This is a genomic window from Limnohabitans sp., from assembly GCF_044361645.1.
GTDB lineage: Bacteria > Pseudomonadota > Gammaproteobacteria > Burkholderiales > Burkholderiaceae_C > Limnohabitans_A.
The window spans coordinates 1-24,960 of sequence record NZ_JBIKIL010000035.1; the positions used below are offsets into that span (position 1 = coordinate 1).

General features: G+C 59.1%; 28 protein-coding genes and 1 pseudogene. 19 read left to right on the forward strand and 10 right to left on the reverse strand.

Annotated elements, in window-relative coordinates; genetic code table 11:
* The 3 genes and pseudogenes from ACIQ39_RS07325 to erpA form a co-directional block, all read left to right on the forward strand.
* Positions 1-93 (forward strand): annotated as a pseudogene (locus ACIQ39_RS07325) (50S ribosomal protein L13); the annotation flags it as partial.
* Between the two features lie 11 nt (positions 94-104).
* Positions 105-497, forward strand: coding sequence for a 30S ribosomal protein S9 (gene rpsI, locus ACIQ39_RS07330; protein WP_396433956.1), 393 nt, complete (start codon positions 105-107; stop codon positions 495-497).
* Between the two features lie 182 nt (positions 498-679).
* Positions 680-1,045 carry an iron-sulfur cluster insertion protein ErpA gene (erpA, locus tag ACIQ39_RS07335; protein ID WP_396433957.1) on the forward strand — a complete coding sequence of 122 codons (366 nt, stop codon included), beginning with the start codon at positions 680-682 and terminating at the stop codon, positions 1,043-1,045.
* A 36-nt stretch (positions 1,046-1,081) separates the two neighbouring features.
* Here erpA and ACIQ39_RS07340 read toward each other — a convergent pair whose 3' ends face one another.
* Together ACIQ39_RS07340 and ACIQ39_RS07345 are read right to left on the reverse strand one after the other, a co-directional pair.
* Positions 1,082-2,221, reverse strand: a complete 1,140-nt coding sequence (locus ACIQ39_RS07340; protein WP_396433958.1) for an anhydro-N-acetylmuramic acid kinase — start codon at positions 2,219-2,221, stop codon at positions 1,082-1,084.
* Between the two features lie 98 nt (positions 2,222-2,319).
* Positions 2,320-3,426: a peptidoglycan DD-metalloendopeptidase family protein gene (locus ACIQ39_RS07345; RefSeq protein WP_396433959.1), complete on the reverse strand. Its 1,107-nt coding sequence runs from the start codon at positions 3,424-3,426 to the stop codon at positions 2,320-2,322.
* 500 nt (positions 3,427-3,926) lie between these two features.
* On the opposite strand from ACIQ39_RS07345, the gene tyrS reads away from it, so the two are divergent.
* Genes tyrS through dbpA form a run of 4 tightly spaced genes read left to right on the forward strand, consistent with a single transcriptional unit; the run spans position 3,927 to position 8,019 of the window.
* Complete coding sequence (tyrS, locus tag ACIQ39_RS07350) at positions 3,927-5,159, forward strand: tyrosine--tRNA ligase (RefSeq protein ID WP_396433960.1); 1,233 nt, start codon at positions 3,927-3,929, stop codon at positions 5,157-5,159.
* A 35-nt stretch (positions 5,160-5,194) separates the two neighbouring features.
* Complete coding sequence (locus ACIQ39_RS07355; protein ID WP_396433961.1) at positions 5,195-6,133, forward strand: cation diffusion facilitator family transporter; 939 nt, start codon at positions 5,195-5,197, stop codon at positions 6,131-6,133.
* Positions 6,130-6,573 carry a D-aminoacyl-tRNA deacylase gene (gene dtd, locus ACIQ39_RS07360; protein WP_396433962.1) on the forward strand — a complete coding sequence of 148 codons (444 nt, stop codon included), beginning with the start codon at positions 6,130-6,132 and terminating at the stop codon, positions 6,571-6,573. Before ACIQ39_RS07355 ends, dtd begins: the two co-directional genes overlap by 4 nt.
* Before the next feature lie 36 nt (positions 6,574-6,609).
* Complete coding sequence (dbpA, locus tag ACIQ39_RS07365; protein ID WP_396433963.1) at positions 6,610-8,019, forward strand: ATP-dependent RNA helicase DbpA; 1,410 nt, start codon at positions 6,610-6,612, stop codon at positions 8,017-8,019.
* 398 nt (positions 8,020-8,417) lie between these two features.
* Here the strand turns inward: dbpA and ybeY are convergent, their stop codons facing one another.
* Both ybeY and ACIQ39_RS07375 read right to left on the reverse strand, forming a co-directional pair.
* Positions 8,418-8,873: an rRNA maturation RNase YbeY gene (gene ybeY / locus ACIQ39_RS07370; RefSeq protein WP_396433964.1), complete on the reverse strand. Its 456-nt coding sequence runs from the start codon at positions 8,871-8,873 to the stop codon at positions 8,418-8,420.
* Positions 8,874-8,947: 74 nt separating this feature from the next.
* Positions 8,948-9,928 carry a PhoH family protein gene (locus tag ACIQ39_RS07375; RefSeq protein ID WP_396433965.1) on the reverse strand — a complete coding sequence of 327 codons (981 nt, stop codon included), beginning with the start codon at positions 9,926-9,928 and terminating at the stop codon, positions 8,948-8,950.
* A gap of 92 nt (positions 9,929-10,020) precedes the next feature.
* On the opposite strand from ACIQ39_RS07375, the gene ruvA reads away from it, so the two are divergent.
* From ruvA to htpX, 12 genes are all read left to right on the forward strand, one after another.
* A complete protein-coding gene (gene ruvA, locus ACIQ39_RS07380; RefSeq protein ID WP_396433966.1) occupies positions 10,021-10,596 on the forward strand; it encodes a Holliday junction branch migration protein RuvA in 576 nt (191 codons plus the stop codon).
* Positions 10,597-10,641: 45 nt separating this feature from the next.
* A complete protein-coding gene (locus tag ACIQ39_RS07385) occupies positions 10,642-10,914 on the forward strand; it encodes a hypothetical protein (RefSeq protein WP_396433967.1) in 273 nt (90 codons plus the stop codon).
* Positions 10,911-11,276, forward strand: coding sequence for a type II toxin-antitoxin system PemK/MazF family toxin (locus ACIQ39_RS07390; protein WP_396433968.1), 366 nt, complete (start codon positions 10,911-10,913; stop codon positions 11,274-11,276). Before ACIQ39_RS07385 ends, ACIQ39_RS07390 begins: the two co-directional genes overlap by 4 nt.
* Positions 11,273-12,325 (forward strand): Holliday junction branch migration DNA helicase RuvB, encoded by a 1,053-nt coding sequence (gene ruvB, locus ACIQ39_RS07395; RefSeq protein WP_396433969.1) that lies wholly within the window; start codon positions 11,273-11,275, stop codon positions 12,323-12,325. Before ACIQ39_RS07390 ends, ruvB begins: the two co-directional genes overlap by 4 nt.
* Before the next feature lie 122 nt (positions 12,326-12,447).
* Positions 12,448-13,392, forward strand: coding sequence for a LysR family transcriptional regulator (locus tag ACIQ39_RS07400; RefSeq protein ID WP_396433970.1), 945 nt, complete (start codon positions 12,448-12,450; stop codon positions 13,390-13,392).
* Positions 13,393-13,681: 289 nt separating this feature from the next.
* The gene (locus tag ACIQ39_RS07405; protein ID WP_396433971.1) at positions 13,682-14,710 is read left to right on the forward strand and encodes an amino acid ABC transporter substrate-binding protein; all 1,029 of its coding nucleotides are present in this window, start codon (positions 13,682-13,684) and stop codon (positions 14,708-14,710) included.
* Between the two features lie 80 nt (positions 14,711-14,790).
* Positions 14,791-15,990 carry an amino acid ABC transporter permease gene (locus ACIQ39_RS07410; RefSeq protein ID WP_396433972.1) on the forward strand — a complete coding sequence of 400 codons (1,200 nt, stop codon included), beginning with the start codon at positions 14,791-14,793 and terminating at the stop codon, positions 15,988-15,990.
* A 1-nt stretch (position 15,991) separates the two neighbouring features.
* On the forward strand, positions 15,992-17,092 hold the full coding sequence (locus tag ACIQ39_RS07415; protein WP_396433973.1) for an amino acid ABC transporter permease: 1,101 nt from the start codon (positions 15,992-15,994) through the stop codon (positions 17,090-17,092).
* Between the two features lie 13 nt (positions 17,093-17,105).
* Positions 17,106-17,861 (forward strand): amino acid ABC transporter ATP-binding protein, encoded by a 756-nt coding sequence (locus tag ACIQ39_RS07420; protein ID WP_396433974.1) that lies wholly within the window; start codon positions 17,106-17,108, stop codon positions 17,859-17,861.
* 438 nt (positions 17,862-18,299) lie between these two features.
* A complete protein-coding gene (pyrC, locus tag ACIQ39_RS07425) occupies positions 18,300-19,337 on the forward strand; it encodes a dihydroorotase (RefSeq protein WP_396433975.1) in 1,038 nt (345 codons plus the stop codon).
* Complete coding sequence (locus ACIQ39_RS07430) at positions 19,334-20,161, forward strand: DUF3025 domain-containing protein (RefSeq protein WP_396433976.1); 828 nt, start codon at positions 19,334-19,336, stop codon at positions 20,159-20,161. The genes pyrC and ACIQ39_RS07430 overlap by 4 nt, the downstream gene beginning before the upstream one ends.
* A 70-nt stretch (positions 20,162-20,231) precedes the next feature.
* A complete protein-coding gene (htpX, locus tag ACIQ39_RS07435) occupies positions 20,232-21,107 on the forward strand; it encodes a protease HtpX (protein ID WP_396433977.1) in 876 nt (291 codons plus the stop codon).
* Here the strand turns inward: htpX and ACIQ39_RS07440 are convergent.
* Genes ACIQ39_RS07440 through ACIQ39_RS07465 form a run of 6 tightly spaced genes read right to left on the reverse strand, consistent with a single transcriptional unit; the run spans position 21,102 to position 24,886 of the window.
* Positions 21,102-21,749, reverse strand: a complete 648-nt coding sequence (locus tag ACIQ39_RS07440) for a histidine phosphatase family protein (protein ID WP_396433978.1) — start codon at positions 21,747-21,749, stop codon at positions 21,102-21,104. The genes htpX and ACIQ39_RS07440 overlap by 6 nt on opposite strands.
* Before the next feature lie 15 nt (positions 21,750-21,764).
* A complete protein-coding gene (locus ACIQ39_RS07445; protein ID WP_396433979.1) occupies positions 21,765-22,388 on the reverse strand; it encodes a hypothetical protein in 624 nt (207 codons plus the stop codon).
* Positions 22,389-22,408: 20 nt separating this feature from the next.
* Entirely contained in the window at positions 22,409-23,347 is a 939-nt protein-coding gene (gene ttcA, locus ACIQ39_RS07450) for a tRNA 2-thiocytidine(32) synthetase TtcA (RefSeq protein ID WP_396433980.1), read from the reverse strand.
* Between the two features lie 5 nt (positions 23,348-23,352).
* Positions 23,353-23,724, reverse strand: coding sequence for a dihydroneopterin aldolase (locus ACIQ39_RS07455; RefSeq protein ID WP_396433981.1), 372 nt, complete (start codon positions 23,722-23,724; stop codon positions 23,353-23,355).
* Positions 23,721-24,116, reverse strand: coding sequence for a dihydroneopterin aldolase (locus ACIQ39_RS07460; protein WP_396433982.1), 396 nt, complete (start codon positions 24,114-24,116; stop codon positions 23,721-23,723). Before ACIQ39_RS07460 ends, ACIQ39_RS07455 begins: the two co-directional genes overlap by 4 nt.
* Positions 24,113-24,886: an SDR family oxidoreductase gene (locus ACIQ39_RS07465; RefSeq protein ID WP_396433983.1), complete on the reverse strand. Its 774-nt coding sequence runs from the start codon at positions 24,884-24,886 to the stop codon at positions 24,113-24,115. Before ACIQ39_RS07465 ends, ACIQ39_RS07460 begins: the two co-directional genes overlap by 4 nt.
* Positions 24,887-24,960: the final 74 nt, after the last annotated feature.

Here is a 24,960-nt window from a genome sequence, read left to right on the forward strand (position 1 = left end):
CCCCTGGGTTACGCCATGATTAAGAAACTCAAGGTGTATGGCGGCGCAGAGCACCCACACACCGCCCAACAGCCTAAAGTGCTGGACATCTAAGGAGTCTTGAGATGATTGGTGAATGGAACAATGGCACAGGCCGTCGCAAATCCAGCGTCGCCCGCGTGTTTCTGAAAAAAGGCACTGGCAAGATCACGGTCAATGGCAAGGACATCCAAGCCTACTTTGGCCGAGAGACTTCGATCATGATCGCCAAGCAACCCCTCATGTTGACCAACCATGCCGAAACTTTCGACATCATGATCAACGTGCACGGCGGTGGCGAATCCGGTCAAGCCGGCGCTTCGCGCCACGGCATCACCCGCGCCCTGATGGACTACGACGCAACGCTCAAGCCCATGCTGAGCCAAGCTGGTTTTGTCACCCGCGACGCCCGTGAAGTTGAACGTAAAAAGGTTGGCTTGCACTCCGCTCGTCGCCGCAAGCAGTTCTCCAAGCGTTAACCCGCTTCGCCTGTTTGGTCAAAAAGCCGCTTCGGTTCGCCGCAGCGGCTTTTTTTGTGACTCAAAACGCGCCGCCCAATTGGCGGCAAAAGCCCATGAGCGCAGTAGCGTTACTGTCTTGGGGGTGCAGGTAATTCCCGACCAACGCGCTATACTATTTGGCATTGAAACGGAGAAACACCATGAGCGCTCTTGCCGAAACCATCCCTACTGCCATGCCCGACCCGATTGTCTTCACCGACAGTGCGGCTGCCAAGGTGGCCGACTTGATCGCCGAGGAGGGTAACCCTGATTTGAAACTCCGTGTGTTTGTTCAAGGCGGCGGTTGCTCGGGTTTTTCGTATGGCTTTACCTTTGACGAAATCACCAATGAAGACGACACCACCATGAGCAAAAATGGCGTGTCATTGCTGATCGACGCCATGAGCTACCAGTACCTGACAGGGGCTGAAATCGACTACAAAGAAGATTTGCAAGGCGCTCAGTTTGTCATCAAAAACCCCAATGCCACATCCACTTGCGGGTGCGGGTCGTCTTTCTCTGCTTGAGCCGCAGTCCGGGTCAGTCTGCCTGACCCGCCACCATCAGCGGGGGTAGATGGCCCCCAATACGCGGGCGCCTTTGGCGCCCGTGACGCTTGGCAGGCTCGATGTTTCGCGCCGCAAGGTCTTGAAAGCCAGCCAAGCAAAAGCAGCGGCTTCCACCTGCAGGGGGGGCAGACCCAGCTTGTCGCTGGAGAGCACTTGACGAGCGGGCAACTGCGCGGCCAAGCTTTGCATCAGATGACCGTTATAGGCACCACCGCCACAAACAATCACCGTGCCGAAGTCGGGGGCAAAGCGCAAGATGTCTTGCCCACAAACCAGTGCCGTGTAAGCGCAAAGGGTGGCTTGAACATCGGCGGGTTCAATAGGTTCAAATGCACCAAGGTGTTGCATCAACCATGCGGGGTTGAACAGGTCGCGACCCGTGCTCTTAGGCGGCAGTTTGAGCAAAAACGGATCACTTGCCAGCGCGGCAAGCAATCGGGCGTGTGGAAGGCCCGATGCGGCCCATGCGCCATCGCTGTCATATGCAGCGTCAGTGTGGGTGAGTGACCAAAAATCCATCAAAGCATTGCCAGGTCCGCAGTCCCAACCCGAAACCGAGCCATTTGCACCAAGAAGGCTCAGGTTGGCAATGCCGCCGATGTTGAGCACCGCCACGCTCTCACCGGCCCTGGCAAATACACCTTGGTGAAAAGCGGGCACCAAAGGCGCACCTTGTCCGCCGGCGGCCAGATCGCGGTTTCGAAAGTCGGCCACCACATCCACCTCAGTCAACTCAGCCAGCAAGGCTGGGTTGATCAACTGGCAGGTGTAGCCGACGGCAGCTTGCTGGCGAGCGCTGTCGCTATCAAACTCCAAGGGGCGGTGTCTGACGGTTTGTCCGTGCGCGCCAATGGCTGCAATTTGCCGAGCATGGAGCCCTGTTTGAAGCAACAAAGCGGCAACAACACGGGCGTAATGGCGAGCAATCTCATTGCCTGCTAAAGCGCTTCGGTGCAGTTCGTCTGAGCCGCTTTGGTTGAGCTGCAGCAGTGCGTCGCGAAAAGCGGCATGAAACGGCACAAACGCATGGGCCTTGACTTGCAAACGACCATCCGCGTCTATTTGGGCCAGAACGCCATCCACCCCATCCAAAGAAGTGCCCGACATGAGGCCAATGAAATGGGAGGAGGTCATTCCGTTGAATGGGATTCAAGCTGGGGTGAGGGGTGTGCGCTCAAGGCCTAGCGCTTGGCAAGCAGGGCGTATGAAAAAAAGGGCCTGTCGGCCCTTGTTCATTGGCTGCCGCTGTCGCGCATTTGTGCAGCGGCAAGCAGTTGGCTTCGAGACTCTGAAGTCAAGGCTTTGAACTGTGCCAGGGCCGATGGATCGATCGACTTGTCGCGGGCTTGTTGGATGATCTTCAGAGGGTCTACGTGCTCGCCGTTGACCAAAAATTCGAAATGGAGATGGGGTCCGGTAGACCAGCCTGTAGAGCCAACAGCGCCTATTTTTTGACCTTTTTGAACCGATTGGCCCGCGCGCACATGGATTCTGCTTAAGTGGGCATACAAGGTTCTGTGACCAGAGCCATGGTTCACTTCAACCACATTGCCATACCCACCTTGCACCCCGGCAAAGCTCACCACACCATCGCCCACCACCAGAGCAGGCGTGCCAGTGGGGGCGGCGTAATCAACCCCTCTGTGGGCCTTTTGGGTTTTGAAAATCGGATGCAAGCGCATGGCAAAACCGCTTGTTTGTCTGGAAAAAGGCACCGGCGAGGCCAAGTAAGAACGACTCAGACTGTTGCCATTCATGTCAAAGTAGTTGCCCTTTTGGCCAGGGGGTTCAAACCAAACGGCTTGGTATTGTTGGTTGTCGTTTTGCAGTTCCGCGCTCAAAACGCGGCCTGTTCGGATAGGTTCGCCATCGGCTTCCAGAACTTCGTAAACCACAGAAAAACGTGCGCCTTTGCGAAGTGTGCGGTGAAAGTCGATTTGGTTAGAAAAAATCTGCGTCAGTTGGTGGACAACGGGATCGGGCAAACGGGCTTCATCTGCTGCATCGTAAAGTGATCGGAGCACAGTGCCGCTGGTCATCCGAACGCTGGTCTGCATGGGCGAGGTCTCGAGCGACGCTTGCAGGCCTTGGGGGGTGCGCTGCACCACCAAACGTTGGAAAAAATCGTCTGTTTCGTTTTTCAACCATCGCACACTGAGTTTGCTCAGTGTGTGGTGTTGGTCAGCTTCGGCGGTGACCGAGCGGCCCGCCTGTTGCAGCGCTTGGCGTGCAAGTGGATGGTTGCGCAAAAATTTGGCGGCCTCTGCGTCCGCCAAGCCGAGCCGTGAGAGAAGCTTGTCAGGCGTGTCAGCACGCACCGTGGTGTCTGAACGGCTCAAGGTGACATCAAAAAGATCTAGTTTTTGAGCTTGTGTTTCAAGCGCTGCAATCTCGACAGGCACAGTGATGCTGACCACTGGCAGGTCTCTGATATCGGGGGCCAAGTTGGCGATCGCAAAAGCCCCGCCACCACCGACCAGTAAAACACTTGCCAGACCTGTGCTGATGGATTTGGGGTGACGTCTCAGCCATCTGCCGATGGACTCTGAGATGCTGCTCAGCTGAGGGTGGTCTCCATCCAGCCAAATGAGCAAACGTTGTGTCGCGATCAGCAAAGCCCCAAGCACAGCAGTGCACAGAAACAAGAGCGCCAGCAACAAAGAGGTCAGTTTGGACTGAAGAAAAGAAAAAATAATCATCGATTGAACATTTGCCACCAAACACGGGTGCGTGCGGGGGGGGGGGCGGTCGGGTTTGCGCCAATGCGGACCTAAAATGACGCATTGCAAAGACGTTGGATTGTAGCGGTCTGTGCATTTTTGACCAGAGAAAAACCCCTATGAACGAAAAAATTGTTACAAAATCCGCCGTCACAGAGCAAGTTTTGAATTCTTTGGAAATCACTTTGCGTGGGTGTGAAGAGTTGATCCCGAAAGACGAGTGGTTGCAAAAACTGACCAAGTCCGAGTCAACGGGCACACCGCTGCGCATCAAATTGGGCTTAGACCCGACCGCGCCCGACATCCACATTGGCCACACGGTGGTGCTCAACAAGATGCGCCAGTTGCAAAATTTGGGGCACCAGGTCATTTTCTTGATTGGCGATTTCACCAGTCTGATTGGCGACCCATCGGGTCGCAACAGCACCCGACCACCGCTCACCCCTGAGCAAATCAAGCTCAATGCAGAGACTTATTACAAGCAAGCCAGCTTGGTGCTGGACCCTTCCAAGACCGAGATCCGCTACAACAGCGAGTGGTCGCTTCCATTGGGCTCAATGGGCTTGATCCAGTTGGCAGCCAAATACACGGTGGCCCGCATGATGGAGCGCAACGACTTCCATGACCGCTTCAAAGCCGGTACGCCCATCAGCGTCCATGAGTTTTTGTACCCGCTGATGCAGGGCTACGACTCTGTCGCCCTCAAGTCGGACTTGGAGTTGGGCGGCACAGACCAAAAATTCAACCTGCTCATGGGCCGCCACTTGCAGGCCGAGTACGGCCAAGAGCCACAGTGCATCTTGACCATGCCCTTGCTCGAAGGTTTGGACGGCGTGGACAAGATGTCCAAATCGAAAAACAATTACATCGGTATCTCTGAAGAGCCCAACAGCATGTTTGCCAAGGTCCTCAGCATCTCGGACGAGTTGATGTGGCGCTGGTACACCTTGTTGTCCTTCAAGTCGATGGCCGAGATCGGGGCGTTGAAACAAGAAGTGGCAGGCGGGCGCAACCCCAAGGAAGCCAAAGTCATGCTGGCCAAGGAGATCACCACCCGGTTTCACAGCGCAGCTGCATCCGAGGCGGCTGAGCAAGATTTCATCAACCGCAGCAAAGGCGGTGTGCCTGCCGACATCCCCGATGTGCGCTTGTCGGGTGCACCATTGGGCATAGGCGCGGTGCTCAAATCGGCCGGTTTGGCCCCCTCGACCACCGAGGCGGGGCGTTTGGTGGACGGCGGCGGTGTGCGCGTGGATGGCAGCGTGGTCGGTGACAAGGGGTTGAAACTCGAAGCGGGCACTTACATTGTGCAAGTGGGCAAGCGCAAATTTGCCAAGGTGAGTTTGAGCTGATCCGTTGCCGCTTTGCAGGCACCACATTCAAGCCCATGTTTTTTTCTGTGAAAAACCTCGACCACTGGATGGTACCCAAGCGCATGCTGCTGGCTTCGGCGATTGTGGCTTTGGTCACCATTGCCCTTAAAACGGGGGCCTGGTGGTTGACCGGCTCGGTCGGCTTGTTGTCCGATGCGATGGAGTCTTTGGTCAATTTGGCCAGCGCGGTGTTTGGTCTGATGATGGTGACCATTGCGGCGCGTCCGGCCGATCAAGACCACCCTTATGGTTATCACAAAGCCGAGTATTTCTCCTCGGGCTTTGAAGGCATTCTGATTGTGGCGGCCGCTTTGGGCATCATTGTGCTGGCTGTTCAGCGCTTGTTTGACCCGCAACCCATCGCGCAAGTGGGTTGGGGTTTGGCTTTGTCGGTGGGCAGTTCGGTGTTGAATGGTTTGCTCGCTTGGTTCATGTTTCGGGCCGCTGACCAGCACCGATCGCTGGCCCTGGAAGCCGATGCCCGTCACCTCGTGAGCGATGTTTGGACATCGGCCGGCGTGGTGGTCGGCATTGCCTTGGTCAGCGTGACCGGTTGGTTGTGGTTGGACGCGCTCGTTGCCATTGGGGTGGCTTTGAACATCCTCAAAGAGGGCTGGCGTTTGATTTGGAGATCCTCGCAAGGCTTGATGGACGAAGCGCTGGAGCCCGAGGTGTTGGCGGTCGTGCGCCAGGTGCTGGACGGATTCGCAACTCAGCAGCTTGGCAGCGAGGCCATTCGCTTTGATCACCTGTACACCCGCAAAGCGGGGCAAAGGCGTTTTGTGGATGTGCACATGCACTTGCCAGCGAATTGGACACTGGGCCGTGCTGCGGCTATGCGTGGCAAGGTGGAGCAAGCTTTGATGCGTGAACTGCCCGGCGTGCGGGCCACCATTGAGCTTTTGCCCAGCGATGTAGAAGTTTATTTTGATGAAAACAAGGCCTTGAAATGATCGCCGTGCTGCAGCGGGTGAGTCAGGCCAGCGTGCGGGTCGAGGGCGAAGTGGTAGGCCAAATCGGCGCAGGCCTGTTGGTGCTGCTGTGCGCTGAAAAAGGCGATACCGAGGCGGTGGCCGACAAGATCTTGGCCAAGATGCTCAAGTTGCGTATTTTTGGCGATGCCGCAGGCAAGATGAACCTGAGCGTGCAGGATGTGGCAGGCGGGCTGTTGGTGGTGAGCCAGTTCAGCTTGGCGGCCGACGTGTCTTCAGGCAGCCGACCGGGGTTTTCGAAGGCCGCTGCGCCGGCCGATGCCCTTCGCCTTTATGGCCATTTTGTGGCCCAAGCCCAACAAGCCCACCCGGTGGTGCAAACCGGCCGCTTTGCAGCTGACATGCAAGTGGCGCTGGTCAACGACGGGCCGATCACGATCCCGATGCGCATGACGGCTTGAGCCCAAGAGGGCATCCCTGCCACCGATAATCGGCGCATGACTGTAAAACCCCCTGACGCGACACCTGTGCGCTTTGATCAGCTTGCGCTGGCCCCTGCCACCTTGCAAAACCTCGAACAACTGGGCTACACCCAGATGACGCCCATCCAAGCGGCCAGCCTGCCGCTGACCTTGGCCGGGCAAGACCTGATCGCCCAAGCCAGCACCGGCAGCGGCAAAACCGCCGCCTTTGGCCTGCCCCTGATCGAGCGTTTGCAAACCACGGGTTCACCCAGCGCAGCCATTCAGGCCGTGGTTTTGTGCCCCACCCGCGAGCTGGCCGAGCAGGTCACGCTAGAGATTCGCCGTTTGGCCCGCGCCCGTCAAAACGTGAAAGTGGTCACCTTGTGCGGCGGCGTGGCGCTGCGGGGCCAAACCCTGAGCCTGGCGCACGGCGCCGATGTGGTGGTGGGCACGCCCGGCCGAATTTTGGACCACCTGGAGCGCGGTTCGCTGAGTTTGTCGGGCGTCAACACGCTGGTGCTGGACGAGGCCGACCGCATGCTGGACATGGGCTTTTTCGACGACATCGCCAAAGTCGTGCGCCAGTGCGCCAAAGACCGCCAAACCCTGCTGTTTTCGGCCACTTACCCTGAAGGCATTGCCAAACTGGCGGCCCAGTTCATGCGCGCGCCGCAAACCGTCACGGTCCAGGCGCAGCACAGCGCGCACAAAATCCGCCAAGTGTTCTACGAGGTGAGCGAGCACCAGCGTCTGGATGGCGTGTCCAAGTTGCTGGCGCACTTTCGCCCCGAGCGCACGCTGGCCTTTTGCAACACCAAACAACAATGCCGTGATTTGGTGGCGGTGTTGCAAGCCCAAGGTTACAGCGCACTGGCGCTGTTTGGCGAGCTGGAGCAACGCGAGCGCGACCAGGTGCTGGTGCAGTTTGCCAACCGCAGTTGTTCGGTGCTGGTGGCCACCGACGTGGCCTCGCGCGGCTTGGACGTGGAAGGCTTGGAGGCCGTGATCAACGTGGATGTCACGCCGGACGCCGAAATCCACATCCACCGCATTGGTCGAACCGGCCGGGGTGACGCTGAGGGCCTGGCGCTCACCCTGGCGAGCATGGACGAGATGGGATCGGTGGGCAAGATCGAGCTGATGCAAGCTCGCGAATCCACTTGGGCAGCCTTGGCCGACTTGGTGCCCGCTGCGGGCGGGCCCTTGCAGCCGCCCATGCGCACCCTGCAAATTGTGGGCGGGCGCAAAGAAAAAATTCGTGCGGGCGACGTCATGGGCGCGTTGGCGGGTGAATATGGTTTGACCCGTGAGCAGGTGGGCAAGATCAATGTGAACGAGTTTTCGACCTACGTGGCGGTGCTGGCCGAACTGGCCAAGAAGGTGGAGGCGCAGTTGTCACACGGCAAGATCAAGGGCAAGAGTGTGAAGGTTCGGTTGCTCTGATCCTTGGCCTTTTTTTGGTGGTGTGTGACTTTTGCGGGGGCGGTGTGTGAGGGGATGCGGCGGGTTCCTCATACCGGGGTACCGAAAATCGTCACCCGCCGCATCCCCTCACACACCTGAGTGGTCATTCTTTTTGTAGGAGCCCACCCCTGTGGGCGATGGGCGTGGAACACGCCCTGCAAGCCATCGCTCACAGGGTTGGACTCCGACAAAGACAAAAATATCCGATGACCGACAAAACATGGGCCATTAAAATTTCATTGTTCCGGATCAACAGATTCTCAGCGGGTTAAAAAACTGCACCATGGCCACGAATGGGCTGGGGCCGGGTGACGATGTTCGGTGCCTCGGCCTGAGGAGCCCGGCCCCAGCCCATTCGTGGCCCACCCAGCTGGAAATCAGAGGTAAGGGTTCTTCAAACCCAAGCCCGCCAAAATATCGATCTCATAGGCCTCCATCTCCTCGGCATCGGCCTCGCTGGTCTCATGGTCCCAACCTTGAGCGTGCAAAGTGCCGTGCACCAACAAATGCGCGTAATGGGCCGCCAGCGTCTTGCCCTGCTCCTTGGCCTCTCGGGCCACAACGGGTGCGCAAAGCACCAAATCGGCCACCACCACGGGCTCTTGCGCGTAATCAAAGGTCAGCACGTTGGTGGCGTAGTCTTTTTTGCGGTAACTCTGGTTCAGCGCGCGTCCTTCCTCTTCACCCACGATGCGCACCGTGATTTCGGCGTCATCGGCCAAGGCGTGGCGAATGGCTCGGATGACCGCATGGCGGGGCAGGGCGGCGCGGTGGCGCGCTGCATCGGGCATGTCACCAAACTGCAGGGACAGTTGAAGTTGTTGCAAGGGCATGGGCAAAAAGAAAAATCGGTGTGTGGAGCTTGTGGGGTGCGCGGCGCTTCAGCACTTTGGGCTTTGCTGGCGGTTCAGTCGTCGTTGTCCAGGGCTTTGCGCCGGGTGCTGATCCCCGCCCGCATGGGGGCACTGCCTTGCGCGTCGTAGGCGTCCACAATGCGGGCCACCAAGGGGTGGCGCACCACGTCGGCGCTGCTAAAGCGCGTGAAGGCAATGCCTTTGACGCGCTTGAGCACGCGTTCAGCATCAATCAGGCCTGAAAGCTGCCCCTTGGGCAGGTCGATCTGGCTCACATCGCCCGTGACCACGGCCTTGGCCCCAAAGCCGATGCGGGTCAGGAACATTTTCATCTGTTCGGTGCTGGTGTTTTGCGCCTCATCCAAAATCACAAACGCGTTGTTCAGCGTGCGTCCGCGCATGAAAGCCAGTGGCGCGACTTCAATGGCGTTGCGCTCAAAGGCTTTTTGCACTTTGTCGTGGCCCATCAAGTCGTACAAGGCGTCGTAGAGCGGGCGCAAGTAGGGGTCGACCTTTTGCGACAAGTCACCCGGCAAAAAGCCCAGGCGTTCACCGGCTTCCACCGCTGGGCGCGTCAGCACGATGCGCTGCACGCTGGCGCGCTCCAGCGCGTCCACCGCGCAGGCCACGGCCAGATAGGTCTTGCCCGTGCCCGCAGGGCCGATGCCAAAGCTGATGTCGTGGCTGGCGATGCTTTCCAAATATGCGGCTTGCACCGGCGTGCGCGCTTTCAGGTCGGCGCGGCGGGTTTGCAAGGCGGGCAGGTTGGCCTCTTCGCCGCCGCTGTCGCCCACCAGCATGAGTTGCACCATGTCGGGGGCAATCGGGCGGTCAGCCCGCTCATAGACCGCTTGCAAAATTTCCATGGCCCGCATGGCCACGGCCTTGGGTCCGTCCACCTTGAACTGCTCGTGGCGGTGCGCGATGCTCACCTGCAGGCCGGCTTCGATGGTGCGCAGGTGTGCATCCATGGGGCCGCACAGGTGCGACAAGCGGTTGTTGTTGTGCGGAATGAAGCTGTGTCTGACGATCAAGTTGATAATCCCGAATGAGCGCGTGTGTGGACCTGATGGACAGGGCAAAATGCATTTTCACCCATCACCGGCATTTAAGGCGTCCCCTCCCCATGATTGGCAAACTCACAGGCATCTTGAGCGACAAAAACCCACCCGAGGTGATCGTGGACTGCCATGGCGTGGGCTACGAGGTGAATGTGCCCATGAGCACCTTTTACAACCTGCCCGCTACTGGCGACAAAGTCAGTCTGGTCACGCACTTTGTGGTGCGCGAAGACGCGCAAATTTTGTACGGCTTTGCCACCTTGGCCGAGCGCGAAGCCTTTCGCCAGCTCATCAAAATTTCGGGCGTAGGCCCCCGCACGGCCCTGAGCGTGCTGTCGGGCATGAGCGTGACCGATCTGGCCCAAGCCATCACGACCCAAGAAGTCGGCCGCTTGGTCAAAGTGCCCGGCATCGGCAAAAAAACCGCAGAGCGCTTGCTGCTGGAACTCAAAGGCAAATTGGGTGGCGACTTGGGCGGTCTGTTTGCGGTGAACACCAGCGACGCGCAAAACGACATCCAGCAAGCCTTGCTGGCGCTGGGCTACAACGACAAGGAAGCCGCTGCCGCCCTCAAGAGCCTGCCCGCCGATGTGGGCGTGAGCGAGGGCATCAAGCTGGCGCTCAAAGCCTTGAACAAATAAGCAGGGGGTGCTTGCATTTGGATATCCAATGGATATACTAAGGTCATGAAAACCACAGCCTTGACGATTTCCACCTGGGGCAACAGCCATGGCATCCGGCTCAGCCGCGAGCTGATGCAGTCGCTGGGCATCACGCCCGGCACGCCCTTGCAGGCCACGGTGCTGGCCAAGGGCTGTCTGGAGCTGCGCGCCGTGCCCCAGCGCCCCAGCCTGCAAGACAAGCTCGCTGCTTTTGACCCGCAGCTGCACGGGGGTGAGCTCATGCCCGATGCGCCGCAAGGCGTGGAGTTCGGTGCTGGCGCCGAGGGCGTCAAGTGAGCCCAGCCGTTTGGGTGCCCGAGCGGCAAGACATCATCTGGATCAACTTCAACCCGCAGGTGGGCCGCGAGATGCGCGACATGCACCCGATGTTGGTCCTGTCACCCAAAGCCTTCAACGACAGAACCTCTATCGTCATTGGCTTTCCCATGTCCACGGCGGCGTACAACGCCACCAACCCGTTTGCGATCAACAACAGCAAAACGGCGAAACAGCCCAGTTACATCCTTTGCAACCAGCCCAAGAGCTTTGACTGGCGCCAGCGTGGCGCGACACCGCACCCCTGGAAGCGGGTCAGCGACGCCATTTTTCAAACCGCTCGCCTTGAGCTCAACGACATCATCGAGTTGGTCACCCCATGAGCATCCGCACCGACGACTTTGCCCCGCAGCCCGAACCCCGGGTCATATCGGCGGCACCTGTGTCGCACCAAGAAGAGGCCATTGAACGCGCACTGCGTCCCAAACTGCTCGATGAATACGTCGGCCAGGTCAAGGTGCGCGAGCAGTTGGAAATTTTCATCAGCGCGGCCAAGATGCGCGAAGAACCGCTGGACCATGTGCTGCTGTTTGGCCCACCCGGTTTGGGCAAAACCACGCTTTCCCACATCATCGCGGCCGAGCTGGGCGTGAACCTGCGCCAGACCAGCGGCCCGGTACTCGAAAAGCCCAAAGACCTGGCGGCATTGCTGACCAATTTGGAGCGCAACGATGTGCTGTTCATCGACGAGATCCACCGCCTCTCGCCCGTGGTCGAAGAAATTTTGTACCCCGCGCTGGAGGACTACCAGATCGACATCATGATCGGCGAAGGGCCTGCTGCGCGCAGCATCAAGCTCGACTTGCAGCCCTTCACCTTGGTGGGGGCCACCACCCGGGCCGGCATGCTCACCAACCCTTTGCGCGACCGCTTTGGCATCGTCTCGCGCCTGGAGTTCTACACCCCCGAAGAGCTGACCTGCATCGTCACCCGCAGTGCAGGCTTGCTCAAGGTGCCGATCGATCCGGAAGGCTCGTTCGAGATCGCCCGCCGTTCACGCGGCACGCCGCGCATCGCCAACCGCTTGCTGCGCCGGGTGCGCGACTACGCGGATGTGAAGGGTGACGGCACCATCGACAAAGGTCTGGCGCAAAAGGCCTTGGTCATGCTCGATGTGGACCCGGAGGGCTTTGACCTGATGGACCGCAAACTGCTCGAAGCCGTGATCCACCGCTTTGACGGCGGCCCAGTGGGTCTTGACAATATCGCGGCCAGCATTGGCGAGGAGCCGGGCACCATCGAAGACGTGATCGAGCCGTATTTGATTCAGCAAGGCTATTTGCAGCGCACACCTCGCGGGCGCATCGCCACACTGGCCGCCTTCAAGCATTTGGGGGTGACGCCGTCCAAATCCTTTGGCGAGCGTTTTTGAAGGGCACGACTGGGTTTGCAATCTGCGCAGTGCGCAGGACCCGAATCTGATGAGTTGGGCACGACACGGACATGCCACTTGGATGTTTTGGGCTTTTTAAAAGCTGAAACGATAATTCGATCATGGAAACCAAATGGCTTGAAGATTTTGTCAGCTTGGCTGAGACCCGCAGTTTCAGCCGATCGGCGCAGCTGCGGCATGTCACGCAGCCCGCGTTTTCCAGGCGCATTCAATCTTTGGAGGCTTGGGCTGGGGCCGATTTGGTGGACCGCAGCTCCTACCCGACCAAACTCACACCCGCAGGAACCACTTTGTATGCGCAAGCCCTTGAGGTGCTGCAGGCCTTGCAAAACACCCGGGCGATGCTGCGGGGCCACAACGCAGCGGGTGAAGACTTCATCCAATTTGCATTGCCGCACACCCTGGCATTCACCTTTTTCCCTTCATGGGTGGCCAGTTTGCGCGAAAGTTTTGGCCCCATCAAAAGCCGTTTGATCGCTCTGAATGTGCACGATGCGGCCTTGCGTTTGGTCGAAGGCGGGTGCGATGTGTTGATCGCGTACCACCACCCTTCGCAGCCCTTGCAAATAGACCCAGAACGCTACGATATGGTGGTTTTGGGCAACGAGGTGATTGCGCCCTGTGCTCAGCCGGGCTTGGATGGTCGGCCTGTTTTCAACTTGCCGGGTCATCCGATGCGGCCCTTGCCCTACTTGGGTTATGCCCCGGGCACTTACTTAGGGGGCGTGACCGATTGGATTTTGAAACAAGCTGGCACACCCATTCATTTGGACAGGGTCTATGAAACCGACATGGCCGAAGGCCTGAAGGTCATGGCCTTGGAAGGGCATGGAATCGCTTTCTTGCCTCGCAGTGCCGTCAAGAAAGAAATTCAAAATGTCACTTTGCTAGAGGTCGGCTTGCCCGATGGGCAAAGTTTGGCCCTGAGCATGGAGGTGCGCGCTTACCGTGAAAAAGCAGGCGACAAACCCAACAACAAAAGCTCGGCACAGAATTTATGGCGGCATCTGACCGCAAGCAATTCATCGGTGCATTCGGCGCGATGAACGCTCTGCCGTATCGAGTCATGCGTTTATGGCATGGGTCTCAGGGAACACCCTGAGCAATGACTGACAACAAACTGACTATATTTGGCTTGCTGTTTCTGGTGGGCACAATTTGTGCAAACCGACCTTGTTGATCTTGCCGAGGCGCACCCAGGTGGTGCAAAGGCAAGATAAACCCCCCCGTCTGAGCCCAGCTAAGGGATGCTCCTAGGCCGTGGTTTCAGACATTTGACATTTAATGAACGGGTGGCGTTTTTGCTACTCAAAAATGAAGAAGAGGATTTAATTCATGAAAACAAACACAAGCTCAGTGATTGGCGCTTTGCTGGCGGCGGCGGGTTTGATGGCCGCGACATCGGCCATGGCCGGTAAAACTTTGGACCAGATCAAACAACGCGGCCAAATCGTCTGCGGTGTCAACACCGGTCTTGCGGGTTTCTCAGCCGCTGACTCCAGCGGCAACTGGTCGGGCCTGGATGTGGACCACTGCCGTGCCGTGGCTGCAGCTGTCCTGAGCGACGCCACCAAAGTCAAATACGTGCCTTTGACCGCTCAGCAGCGCTTTACCGCCTTGCAATCCGGTGAAGTTGATGTGCTGGCCCGCAACACCACCAACACTCTGAACCGCGACGGCTCCTTGGGCCTGCACTTCGTCGGTGTCAACTACTACGACGGCCAAGGCTTCATGGTGCCAAAAGGCAAAATCACCAGCGCCAAGCAGCTCCAGGGCGCCACCGTGTGCGTGCAGTCCGGCACCACCACCGAAAAGAACCTGACCGACTTCTCCCGCGCCAACAAGCTCAACTTGAAGCCCGTGGTGTTTGAAAAAGTTGAAGCTGCCACAGGCGCTTACTTCGCTGGCCGTTGCCAGGCTTACACCACCGACGCATCGGGCCTGGCCTCTGTGCGCGCCAAGGAAGCCAAAGACCCTGCAGCCCACGTCATCTTGCCCGACCTGATTTCCAAAGAACCCCTGGGCCCCATGGTGCGTCGGGGTGACGATGAGTGGTTTGCCATCAACAAATGGGTACACGCTGGTCTCATTGAAGCTGAAGAGTACGGCATCACCCAAGCCAATGTGGACCAAATGAAAACCAGCGACAACCCCCAAGTTGGCCGTTTGCTGGGTGCCACCGAAGACTTGGGCAAGCACCTGGGTCTGGACAAGGAGTGGTTGGCCCGCGCCATCCAGACGACCGGTAACTACGGCGAAATGTTCGAGCGCAACGTCGGCCCCAAAACCTCCATCAACTTGCCACGTGGCTTGAACAACCAGTGGAACAAGGGCGGCCTGATGTACGCAGCACCGCTGCGTTGATTGCCTGCTTTTGAAGGTTCTCAATACGCCCCTTCATGGGGCGTATTTTTTACCATCCCGTCATTTTTCAGGCAGATCACATGTCTCATTTTTCCATGATCGAAGCCAGGCCTTTGCCCGGCAAGAAAAGCCGATCGATTTCGTGGCACAGCCGCGAAGGGCGTTCGGTCATCTACCAGATCGTCGCCATCTTGTCGGCTTTGGCGCTGGTGGCCCTGTTGGTGCGCAACACGCTCATCAACATGCGCCTGCGTGGCATACAGAGCGGCTACGATTTCCTGTTTCAACCGTTTGGCTTTGACATCAGCGAAACAGTGATCGAGTACGCGCACAACAGCACCTACTTTATGGCCTTTGCCATCGGCATGCTCAATACGCTCAAGGTGGCCGTGATTGGTATCGTGCTGGCCACCGTTTTGGGCGTGCTCTTGGGTGTCGGGCGATTTTCGGCCAACTTTTTGGTGCGTAAAATTTGTTACGCCTACGTCGAATTTTTCCGCAACGTGCCAGTCTACCTGCAGTTGCTCATCTGGTATCTGGTCTTCACCGAGATGCTGCCCGACCTTGACAATGCTTGGAATGCGGGCCATTTCTTCTTGAGTAAAAACGGCATTTCCTTCCCTTGGCCCGTGTGGCATTTGGGCCAGACGCTGGCCCTGATCGGTGTGGGTTTGGGCTTGGTTTTTGCGTGGTTTTACCGCCGCATGGCACGGGCATATTTTGACCGGACCGGTCAGATCCGCCCGGTCTGGGCCGTATCTGTGGCGGTCACCCTGGTGCTGGCCGTGCTTGGCTGGTTGATCGGTGGCGCGCCCAGCGAATGGGACTTGCCCAAAAAGGGCGACTTCCAGATAGAAGACGGTGGCGCCTTCAGCCCCGAGTTCATGGCCTTGTTGTTTGGCCTCGTGTTTTACACGGCTGCGTTCATTGCCGAGGTGGTCCGTTCGGGTATCGCTTCGGTTTCGCTGGGCCAGCACGAGGCTTCGGCCTCTTTGGGCCTGAGCAAAAGCCAATCCATGCGCCTGGTGGTGCTCCCGCAGGCCTTGCGCGTGATCATCCCGCCGCTGACCAGCCAGTACCTGAACTTGACCAAAAACTCCTCGCTGGCTGTGGCCATTGGCTACCCCGAACTGGTCTCGATTGCCAACACTACTCTCAACCAAACGGGCCGCGCCATTGAGGCCTTGTCCATCGTGATGTTGGTGTACCTGACGCTGTCTCTTCTCACCTCGGCCCTCATGAACTGGTTCAACGCCAGTGCCGCCATCCAGGAGCGCTGACATGAATGTTTTCAAATCCACAGAAGCCCGGCCCATGCCGGGCCGCAGCACAGGCCCCGTGGCCTGGTTGCGCGGCAATCTGTTTTCCACCCCGGGCAACAGCCTGATGTCGTTGGCGCTGCTGGCCGTGTGCCTGTGGGCGTTGGTTTCCTCGCTCGACTGGGCTGTGTTGCAAGCTGTTTTTGGCAGCAACTTGCAAGCCTGCAACGACGTGCGCGGCGCAGGGGCCTGCTGGGGCGTGATCACCGAAAAAGGCCGCTTGATCGTGATGGGCCGCTACCCTCAGGCCGAGCACTGGCGTCCGGTGATCGCCACCGCCCTCATGTTGGGTGTGGTCGTCATCAGCTGCATGCCGCGTTTTTGGAACAAGGCCTTGCCCTTGGTCTGGCTACTCATGCTGACCGTGTACTTCGTGCTTATGAAAGGCGGCTTCTTTGGACTGACCGAGGTCGATACCGACCAATGGGGCGGTTTGCCGCTCACAGTCATGCTGACCGTGATCTCCATGACGCTGGCCTTCCCGTTGGCCATCTTCGTGGCCTTGGGGCGGCGCTCCAACATGCCCGCCATCAAAACACTTTGCACGCTCTACGTCGAGCTGGTTCGCGGCGTGCCGCTGATCACCGTGTTGTTCATGGCCTCGTTCATGCTGCCTTTGTTCATGCCCGAAGGTGTGAAGATCGACGTGCTGGTGCGGGTGGTGGTGGGCATCACGTTGTTTTCTGGGGCCTATATGGCCGAGGTGATTCGAGGCGGTCTGCAGGCCTTGCCCAAGGGCCAGACCGAGGCGGCAGCCACCCTAGGCCTGAGCTATTGGCAAACCCAGCGCATGATCGTCTTACCCCAGGCCCTGACCACCGTGGTGCCCTCCATCATGAACACCTTCATTGGTTTGTTCAAAGACACCTCGCTGGTGACCATCGTGTCGCTGTACGAGCTGACAGGTGCCTTGGGCTTGGCGCTCAACTCGGACGCCGACTGGCGCCCCTTCAAGATCGAAGCCTACCTCTTCATCACCTTCATTTATTTCGCGTTTTGCTTTGCCATGTCGCGCTACAGCCTGTGGATCGAAGAACGCACGGCCGTGAGCAAAGTCCGCTGATCGAAAGACCTTTATGACCTCCAACGCTAACCCCATCATCGAGTTCAAAGGCGTGAACAAGTGGTATGCCAGCAATGGCTACCACGTGCTGCGCGACGTCAACCTGCAATTCGCCAAAGGCGAAAAAGTCGTCATCTGCGGCCCCTCGGGCTCGGGCAAGTCCACGTTGATTCGCTGCATCAATGCCTTGGAGGAATACCAAGAAGGAACCCTCACCGTGGATGGCACTGTGCTGGGCGATGACCTCAAAGGCATCGACCAAGTGCGCCGCGAAGTCGGCATGGTTTTCCAGCAGTTCAACCTCTTCCCGCACCTGACGGTGATGGAAAACCTGATCTTGTCACCCACCTGGGTGGCCAAGATGCCGCGCAAAGAAGCCATCGACAAAGCCATGGTGCAGCTGGAGCGTGTGCGCATTGCTGAGCACGCCAACAAGTACCCCTTGCAGTTGTCCGGCGGTCAGCAGCAGCGCGTGGCGATTGCGCGTGCGCTGTGCCTGACGCCCAAGATCATGCTGTTCGATGAGCCCACCTCGGCCCTCGACCCCGAGATGATCAAGGAGGTGCTCGACGTGATGATCGAGCTGACCAGCCAGGGCATGACCATGCTGTGCGTGACGCACGAGATGGGCTTTGCCAAGGCGGTGGCTGACCGAGTCATCTTCATGGACCAAGGCCAGGTGGTGGAGCAAGCCCCTCCCCAGCAGTTCTTTGACGCGCCGCAAACCGATCGGGCACAAGACTTTTTGTCCAAGATCCTAGGGCACTGAGGAGATTTTCCTCCTACGCCCATCGCTTGCGGTTGAGCAGTTAATCGGGGTCATTAATCGGGGTCAGATCCCAATTAAATGCTGAGTTCTTTTTGAGGTGCGTTGACTGGGATTGCACCCGGCGACGCACTTGCTTTCTTTGCTTCGTCAAAGCAAGCCAAGCAAGCCAAGCAAGCCAAGCAAGCCAAGCAAGCCAAGCAAGCCAAGCAAGCCAAGCCAAGCAAGCCAAGAAAGGCGAGTAGCAGTCAGGGTCCTTCGATTTCCTTGCGTGGCTGGCGACGGGCGGTATCGGCTGTCAACGCGCTTCGCTCAAACAAGCAGCCGCCCTGATCCGCCCGCTGCGGCGCTGCTCAGCCCGGCCTCGTGCAACGTCAAGGCCAGCGCATCTGCGTCAACAAAGGCCAAAACGAAAGCCACAGGTTTGCGACAATACGCGCCATGACCCAAGAACTCACCCTCATCCGCCCAGACGACTGGCACTTGCATGTGCGCGATGGCGCCGCCTTGAATGTGGTGGTGCCGCACACCGCTGCGCAATTTGCCCGCGCCATCATCATGCCCAACCTCAAACCGCCGGTGACCACGGCCGAGCAGGCGATGGCCTACAAGCAGCGCATCCTGGCCGCCGTGCCAGCGGGCATGGCTTTTGAGCCGCTCATGACCCTGTACCTCACCGACAAACTGGACCCGGCTGAGATTGCCCGTGCCAAGGCCGCAGGTGTGGTGGCTTGCAAGTTGTACCCGGCCGGTGCCACCACCAACAGCGATGCAGGCGTGACCGATCTGCGCAAAATTTACCCGGTGCTCGAAGCCATGCAGCGCGAAGGCGTGCTGCTCTTGGTGCACGGCGAAGTGACTTCGTCCGACATCGACCTGTTTGACCGTGAAGCGGTGTTCATTGAGCGGCATTTGATGCCTTTGCGCCGCGACTTCCCGGGCCTGAAAATTGTGATGGAACACATCACCACGAAAGAGGCCGCCGACTATGTGGCCGCGGGTGACGCCAACCTGGGTGCCACCATCACCGCGCACCACCTGCTGTACAACCGCAACGCCATCTTCACGGGCGGCATTCGCCCGCATTACTACTGCCTGCCGGTGCTCAAGCGCGAGACGCACCGCCAAGCCTTGGTGCAGGCCGCCACCTCGGGCGACCCGCGCTTCTTTTTGGGCACCGACAGTGCGCCGCACCCCGCGCACCTCAAAGAGCACGCCACCGGTTGCGCAGGCTGCTACACCGCACACGCGGCTCTGGAGATGTACGCCGAGGTTTTTGACCATGCAGGCGCGCTCGACAAGCTCGAGGGTTTTGCCAGCTTCTTTGGGGCCGATTTTTACGCACTGCCGCGCAACACCGACCGCATCACGCTGCGCCGCGAAAACTGGACGCCGCCCGAGAGTTACGCGTTTGGCGAGGCCGAACTCAAGCCCCTGCGCTCGGGCGAAAGTTTGCCTTGGCGGCTGGTGAGGGCTTGAATCTGAACTTGCCGGGACGCCGCTGCGAAACGGCCACGACTTTGGCCGTGCGCGACATTGATTGGGCCGCCCCCTGGCTGGCCCAATGGCGTGCTGTGGGCGAGCCGCTGGCGCAGCAAGTGGCTGCAGGCTGTCCCCAGCCGCAGGCGCTCAGTCAGGCGGGTTTGGCCCCGGTGCGTTTTGTGCCGCAAAGCGACTTGCCCGAAGGCCAAGCCTATGAAGACTTCATCTTTGCCACCGGTCAGGTGCCCACCCGAGAAGGTTTGCACGACTTTTTCAACGCCCTGTGCTGGATGCACTTTCCCTTGGCCAAGCAGCGCTTGAACCAGTTGCAAGCGCAGGAAATCGCCCGCGCTGGGGTGGGTCAGGTGCGGGGCGCGGTGCGCGATACGGCCACCGTGTTCGACGAAAACGCGCTCTTGATTCAAGCTTCGGACACCCTGTGGTCGGCACTCACCGAGCACCGCTGGGCCGATGCCCTGGTGGGCTGGCGTGGCCAGTGGGCACACACCCGGCTGTGGGCCTTTGGCCATGCAGCGCTCGAAAAAGCCGTGCAGCCCTACAAGTCCATCACCGTGCACCTGTGGCGCGTGCCCGAGGATGTGCCACCCGAGCACATCGACGCCTGGCTGGCACAAGACCTGACGCCCGACAAACTGGCCCGCAAACCCTTCAGCCCCTTGCCATTGTTGGGCGTACCCGGCTGGTGGCCTGCCAATGAAGACCCGGGGTTTTACGCCGATGCCAGCGTTTTCAGGCCGCAGCGCACACGCCCTGAGGTTCAAAAACCGTACGCCAATCCGGAATTCGTTTCGGGGGCTTGAATTTGCAATCCGACACCCTAATATCCCCACCAACGTGCCCGCTTTTTTCGGGCTGAAAGTGAATCTCAACATGAAACGCATTTTTCTTTTTGTCATGACCAACTTGGCCGTTGTGGTTGTGTTGGGCATTGTGGCCAGCTTGCTGGGTGTGAACCGATTCCTGACGCCCAACGGCCTGGACTTGGGTGCCTTGCTCGGTTTTGCGCTGATCTTTGGCTTTGGTGGCGCCATCATCTCTTTGCTCATCAGCAAGCCCATGGCCAAGTGGACCTCCAAGGTTCAGATCATTCAGCAGCCCGCCAATGCCGACGAGGCCTGGATCGTGGACACCGTGCGCAAGTTCGCAGACAAATCCGGCATCGGCATGCCCGAAGTCGGCATCTTTCCGGGCGATCCCAACGCCTTTGCCACCGGCGCCTTCCGCGATTCGGCTTTGGTGGCTGTGTCCACCGGTTTGCTGCAAAACATGACGCACGAAGAAATCGAGGCCGTGATTGCCCACGAAGTGGCGCACATTGCCAACGGTGACATGGTCACCATGACCCTGATCCAGGGCGTCATGAACACCTTCGTGGTCTTCATCTCGCGGGTTGTGGGTTATGCCGTGGACAGCTTCTTGCGCAAGGGCGACAGCCAAAGCACCGGCCCCGGCATGGGCTACTACATCACCACCATCGTGATGGACATTGTCTTGGGCTTTGTCGCCGCCATCATCGTGGCCTGGTTCAGCCGCCAACGCGAATTCCGCGCTGATGCCGGTGCGGCCCAGCTGATGGGCCGCAAGCAGCCCATGATCAACGCCTTGGCCCGCCTGGGCGGTGTGCACACCGCCGAGTTGCCCAAAACCATGGCCGCCATGGGCATTGCCGGTGGCATCGGTCAGCTGTTCAGCACGCACCCGCCGATTGAAGAGCGCATCGCCGCGCTGCAAAACAGCGCCTTATAAAGACGATTCGTCTTTAGCCAACGAGTCCAGGTGGGATATGTCACCCCATCCCACCATGGACAGGCCCTGTGGCGTCCACAGCAAGCGGTTCACAGCCGTGTTGGTCAGCTGCCAGGTGCGCGGCGCTTGTAAATCCAAGCGGGTGGCCGCGCGGTACAAGATGTCCAACACACCACCATGCGCCACCAACACGATTTGCTGGCCCGGGTGCTTTGCAGCCAGGTCGTCTACCGTGTGCACGATGCGGGCATGCAGCGCCACCAAAGATTCGCCACCTTCAGGCGGTGCCCATTCAGGGGTGCGTTTGCGCCAGTGCCATGCGTGTTCGGCTTGGGTGGCTTCGATCTCTGCATAGGTGTGCCCCTGAAACGCACCAAAATGCCGCTCGCGCAAACCGACATGCGCCGTCACCGTTTGACCCACAGCCTTTGCAATCTCTTGGGCTGTGGCGTGCGCGCGAACCAGATCGCTGGCATAAATCGCATCGATGTCGTCGCCCTTCACCAGCGCTTGGGCCAAAAGCTGCGCTTGGCGTAGGCCCGACGCGTTGAGCGGGATGTCCAAATGGCCTTGTAGCCGGGTATCCAGGTTCCAAGCGGTTTCGCCGTGGCGAATCGCCAAAATTCGGGTGGGTTCAGACATATGGGGCCAAGCGGTTCAACGCGGCAGTTCAATATTGACCCGGCGCAACCCGGGCGGCGGGTTGGGAAAATTGGCCAGCGCGGCTTGAAACAGCGTGGCAAAAATCGGCACGCTGTCGCTCCAAGGGCCTGCGTGGCTGGCGCGGGTTTCGTACACCACTTGGCCCGATGTCAGGTCGCGCATGACGACGCTGACTTCACGGCGGTAATGTGTGGGCGGCGGAAAGCGCATGCCCAGTCCTAGCCCGATGTGTGAGCCAAAACCTGAGCCGATGGTGATGCTGCCGTAGGGCGTCCAGCCCGGCCCCAAGGGCCGTCCCCAAGGGTCGGCCAAGTAGTGGTCACCACTGAAGCCCACCATCACACTCAGTTGGGCCGCAGCATCGTCGCGCACCAGGCCCACGGCGGTCATGGCGGCTTGGGCTTGTTGTTCGGCCAGTCCGGCTTCGGGGTTGTGGATTTGTGAAGGCAGGCGCTCAAATCGGTACTTGGCGCCTTGCAGGCTCATGCCCGCGGGCACAGCCGGGACCGAGACCACATCGCTGTCGATCAAGCGCATCGAAGCACAAGCCGACAGCAGACCCAGGGCCGCAGTGGCCAAGGCCAAGGCCAAGGTAAAACGTCGAACGATGGTGTTCATAAAGCTGCTCTCCTGCGGGTTCACATTGAAATGAGCTGTATGCCGGGCAAAGAGGCTTCTTTGAATTCATCCTCGTCAAAAGCTTTGTCGCCGTCGTCCGATTCGATGCCGGTGATTTTCAGGTCCTTGAAGCCGTGAAGTTTGGCGTCCATCAAATGCGAGGGCACCACATTTTGCAAAGCCGCAAACATGTTTTCAATGCGACCGGGGTGCTTTTTTTGCCACTCGCGCAGCATGTTGCCCACCTGCAGGCGTTGCAAATTCTCTTGGCTGCCACACAGTGTGCAGGGGATGATGGGGAACTGTCGGTGCGCCGCCCAACGGATCAAATCCGTCTCGGCCACATAAGCCAGCGGGCGGATCACCATGAACTCGCCGTTGTCGCTGACCAACTTGGGCGGCATGCCCTTGAGCTTGCCGCCAAAAAACATGTTCAAAAAGAAGGTCTGCAGCATGTCGTCGCGGTGGTGGCCCAGCGCCAACTTGTTGCATTTGAGCTCGCGCGCCACGCGGTACAAAATGCCCCGGCGCAGGCGCGAGCACAGGCTGCACATGGTCTTGCCCTCGGGGATCTTGTCCTTCACGATCGAGTAGGTGTCTTGCGTCTCGATGTGGAACTCGACACCCAGCGCTTTGAGGTAGGCCGGCAGGATGTGCTCAGGAAAGCCTGGCTGCTTTTGGTCCAAGTTGACCGCCACCAACTCAAAGTCGACCGGGGCGCGGGCCTTCATCTTGAGCAGGATGTCGAGCATGCCGTAGCTGTCTTTGCCGCCCGACATGCAGACCATGATGCGGTCACCCGCCTCGATCAGGTTGAAGTCACTGATGGCCTGGCCCATTTGGCGGCACAGGCGTTTTTCGAGCTTGTGGGTTTCGCGCTCGATTTTGATGGCCTTGGCCGCCGCATCGCTGGCTTGGGCCTCAGCGTCTACCCAAGTGTTTTCAATTGTTGTGTTCATGAGCTTCACCACTGTCCGGTTTCCATGCGAATGGCCACTTCGCAGTCTTCAAAAATTTCAAGTTTGGCAATCTTGACGCGCACACCCAGCACGCCGGGCAACTGCATCAGGCGGTTCGAGACTTTGCCGATCAGCGTTTCCAGCAGGTTGATGTGTTCGGCTGTGCATTCGTCGATGATGATTTTGCGCACCTTGCGGTAATCCAGCACCGCGTGGATGTCGTCGTCGCTGGGCAGCAAGGGCTGCGTGCCCAAATTCAATTCGGCGTCCACCTGTATCGGTTGCGGCTCGGTTTTTTCGTGCTCCAGAATGCCCAGATTCGCGTCAAAGCGCAGACCAGTCAGCTCCAGGGTTTGTTGGCCAGCAGGGGTTTTCATGTCGCGGCTTTGGTTTGAAAAATCTCTACCCCCACGGCCTCGCAGTCGGGGTACACATCGGGTTTGCAGCTGGACAGGCGCACCGCCTGCACCTGCGGGTGGGCGATCAACTCGCGCATCAGGTCGTCGCACAAGGTTTCCTGCAGCACAACATGCCCGATGGCGATACGCTTGGCGATCACCTCGCGGATGAAGTCGTAGTCCACCACCTCGGCCAAGTCGTCCTGCGTGGGGGTGGATGCGCTGAAAGGCACAAACAACTCGACATTGAAGACGATGCGCTGGGGGCCAAGCTTTTCAAAGTCGTGCGCGCCGATGCGCACGTCCACCGTGTGGTTGCGTAAAAACAGGCGGCGGCAATTCAGCGCCAACTGGGTCATCAGCTCGCTCATGCAGCGCCTTTCGGGTCAGCCAAAAACATCACGTCGCGTGCCAAAGGCACCAGGTGCTGGCCGTTGTCCACACACACGGTGGTGCCGGTGATGCAGGGGTTTTGTGCCAAAAACAGGCAAGTGGCGGCCACTTGTGCCGGGTCGATCGGGTGGCGCAGCAGGTTCACGCGGCTGTTGCGGTCAAAGTTTTCTTGGGTTTGCGGGCCGCTCAAAAACATCAGGCCCGGGGCCACGCCACACACCCGCAAGGGGGCCAAGGCTTGCGCCTGCAAAGCCACGGCGCGCTCCAGTGCGAGCTTGGAGACGGTGTACGAAAAATAGTCGGGGTTCAGGTTGAACACCTTTTGGTCCAAGATGTGGACCACGCTGCGCTGACCGGGACGAGTTTCAGGAGCGGCTTGTTGGGCCATCAGCGAAGCCAGCGTCATGGGCGCGATCAAATTCACTTCCAGCTGCAGGCGGGCACCGGGCAGGTCCATGTCGGTGCCCTCGTCCGGCTCGAACAGCGAGGCGTTGTTCACCAAGCAGTCGAGCGGGCCGTGGCATTGCATGATGTGCGCCATCATCTGTTCGACTTGGTCGCTCTGGGCCAGATCGGCTTGCACACATTCCACATGGCTCCCTGCGGCCTGCAGTTCAGCCTGCAGCGCCTTGGCCGCATCGGCCGAGCGTTGGTAATGGCACCACACGCGCCAGCCCGCCGCCGCAAATTGGCGGACGATCTCGGCGCCCAGGCGGTGAGCGCCTCCAGTGACCAGAACTTGTTTCATGAATGTGAGCAGCTTGCGTTCAAGGGGATGACTGGCCAGCGAAGTTTGGTTCAAAAAGTTTGTCACCCCGAACT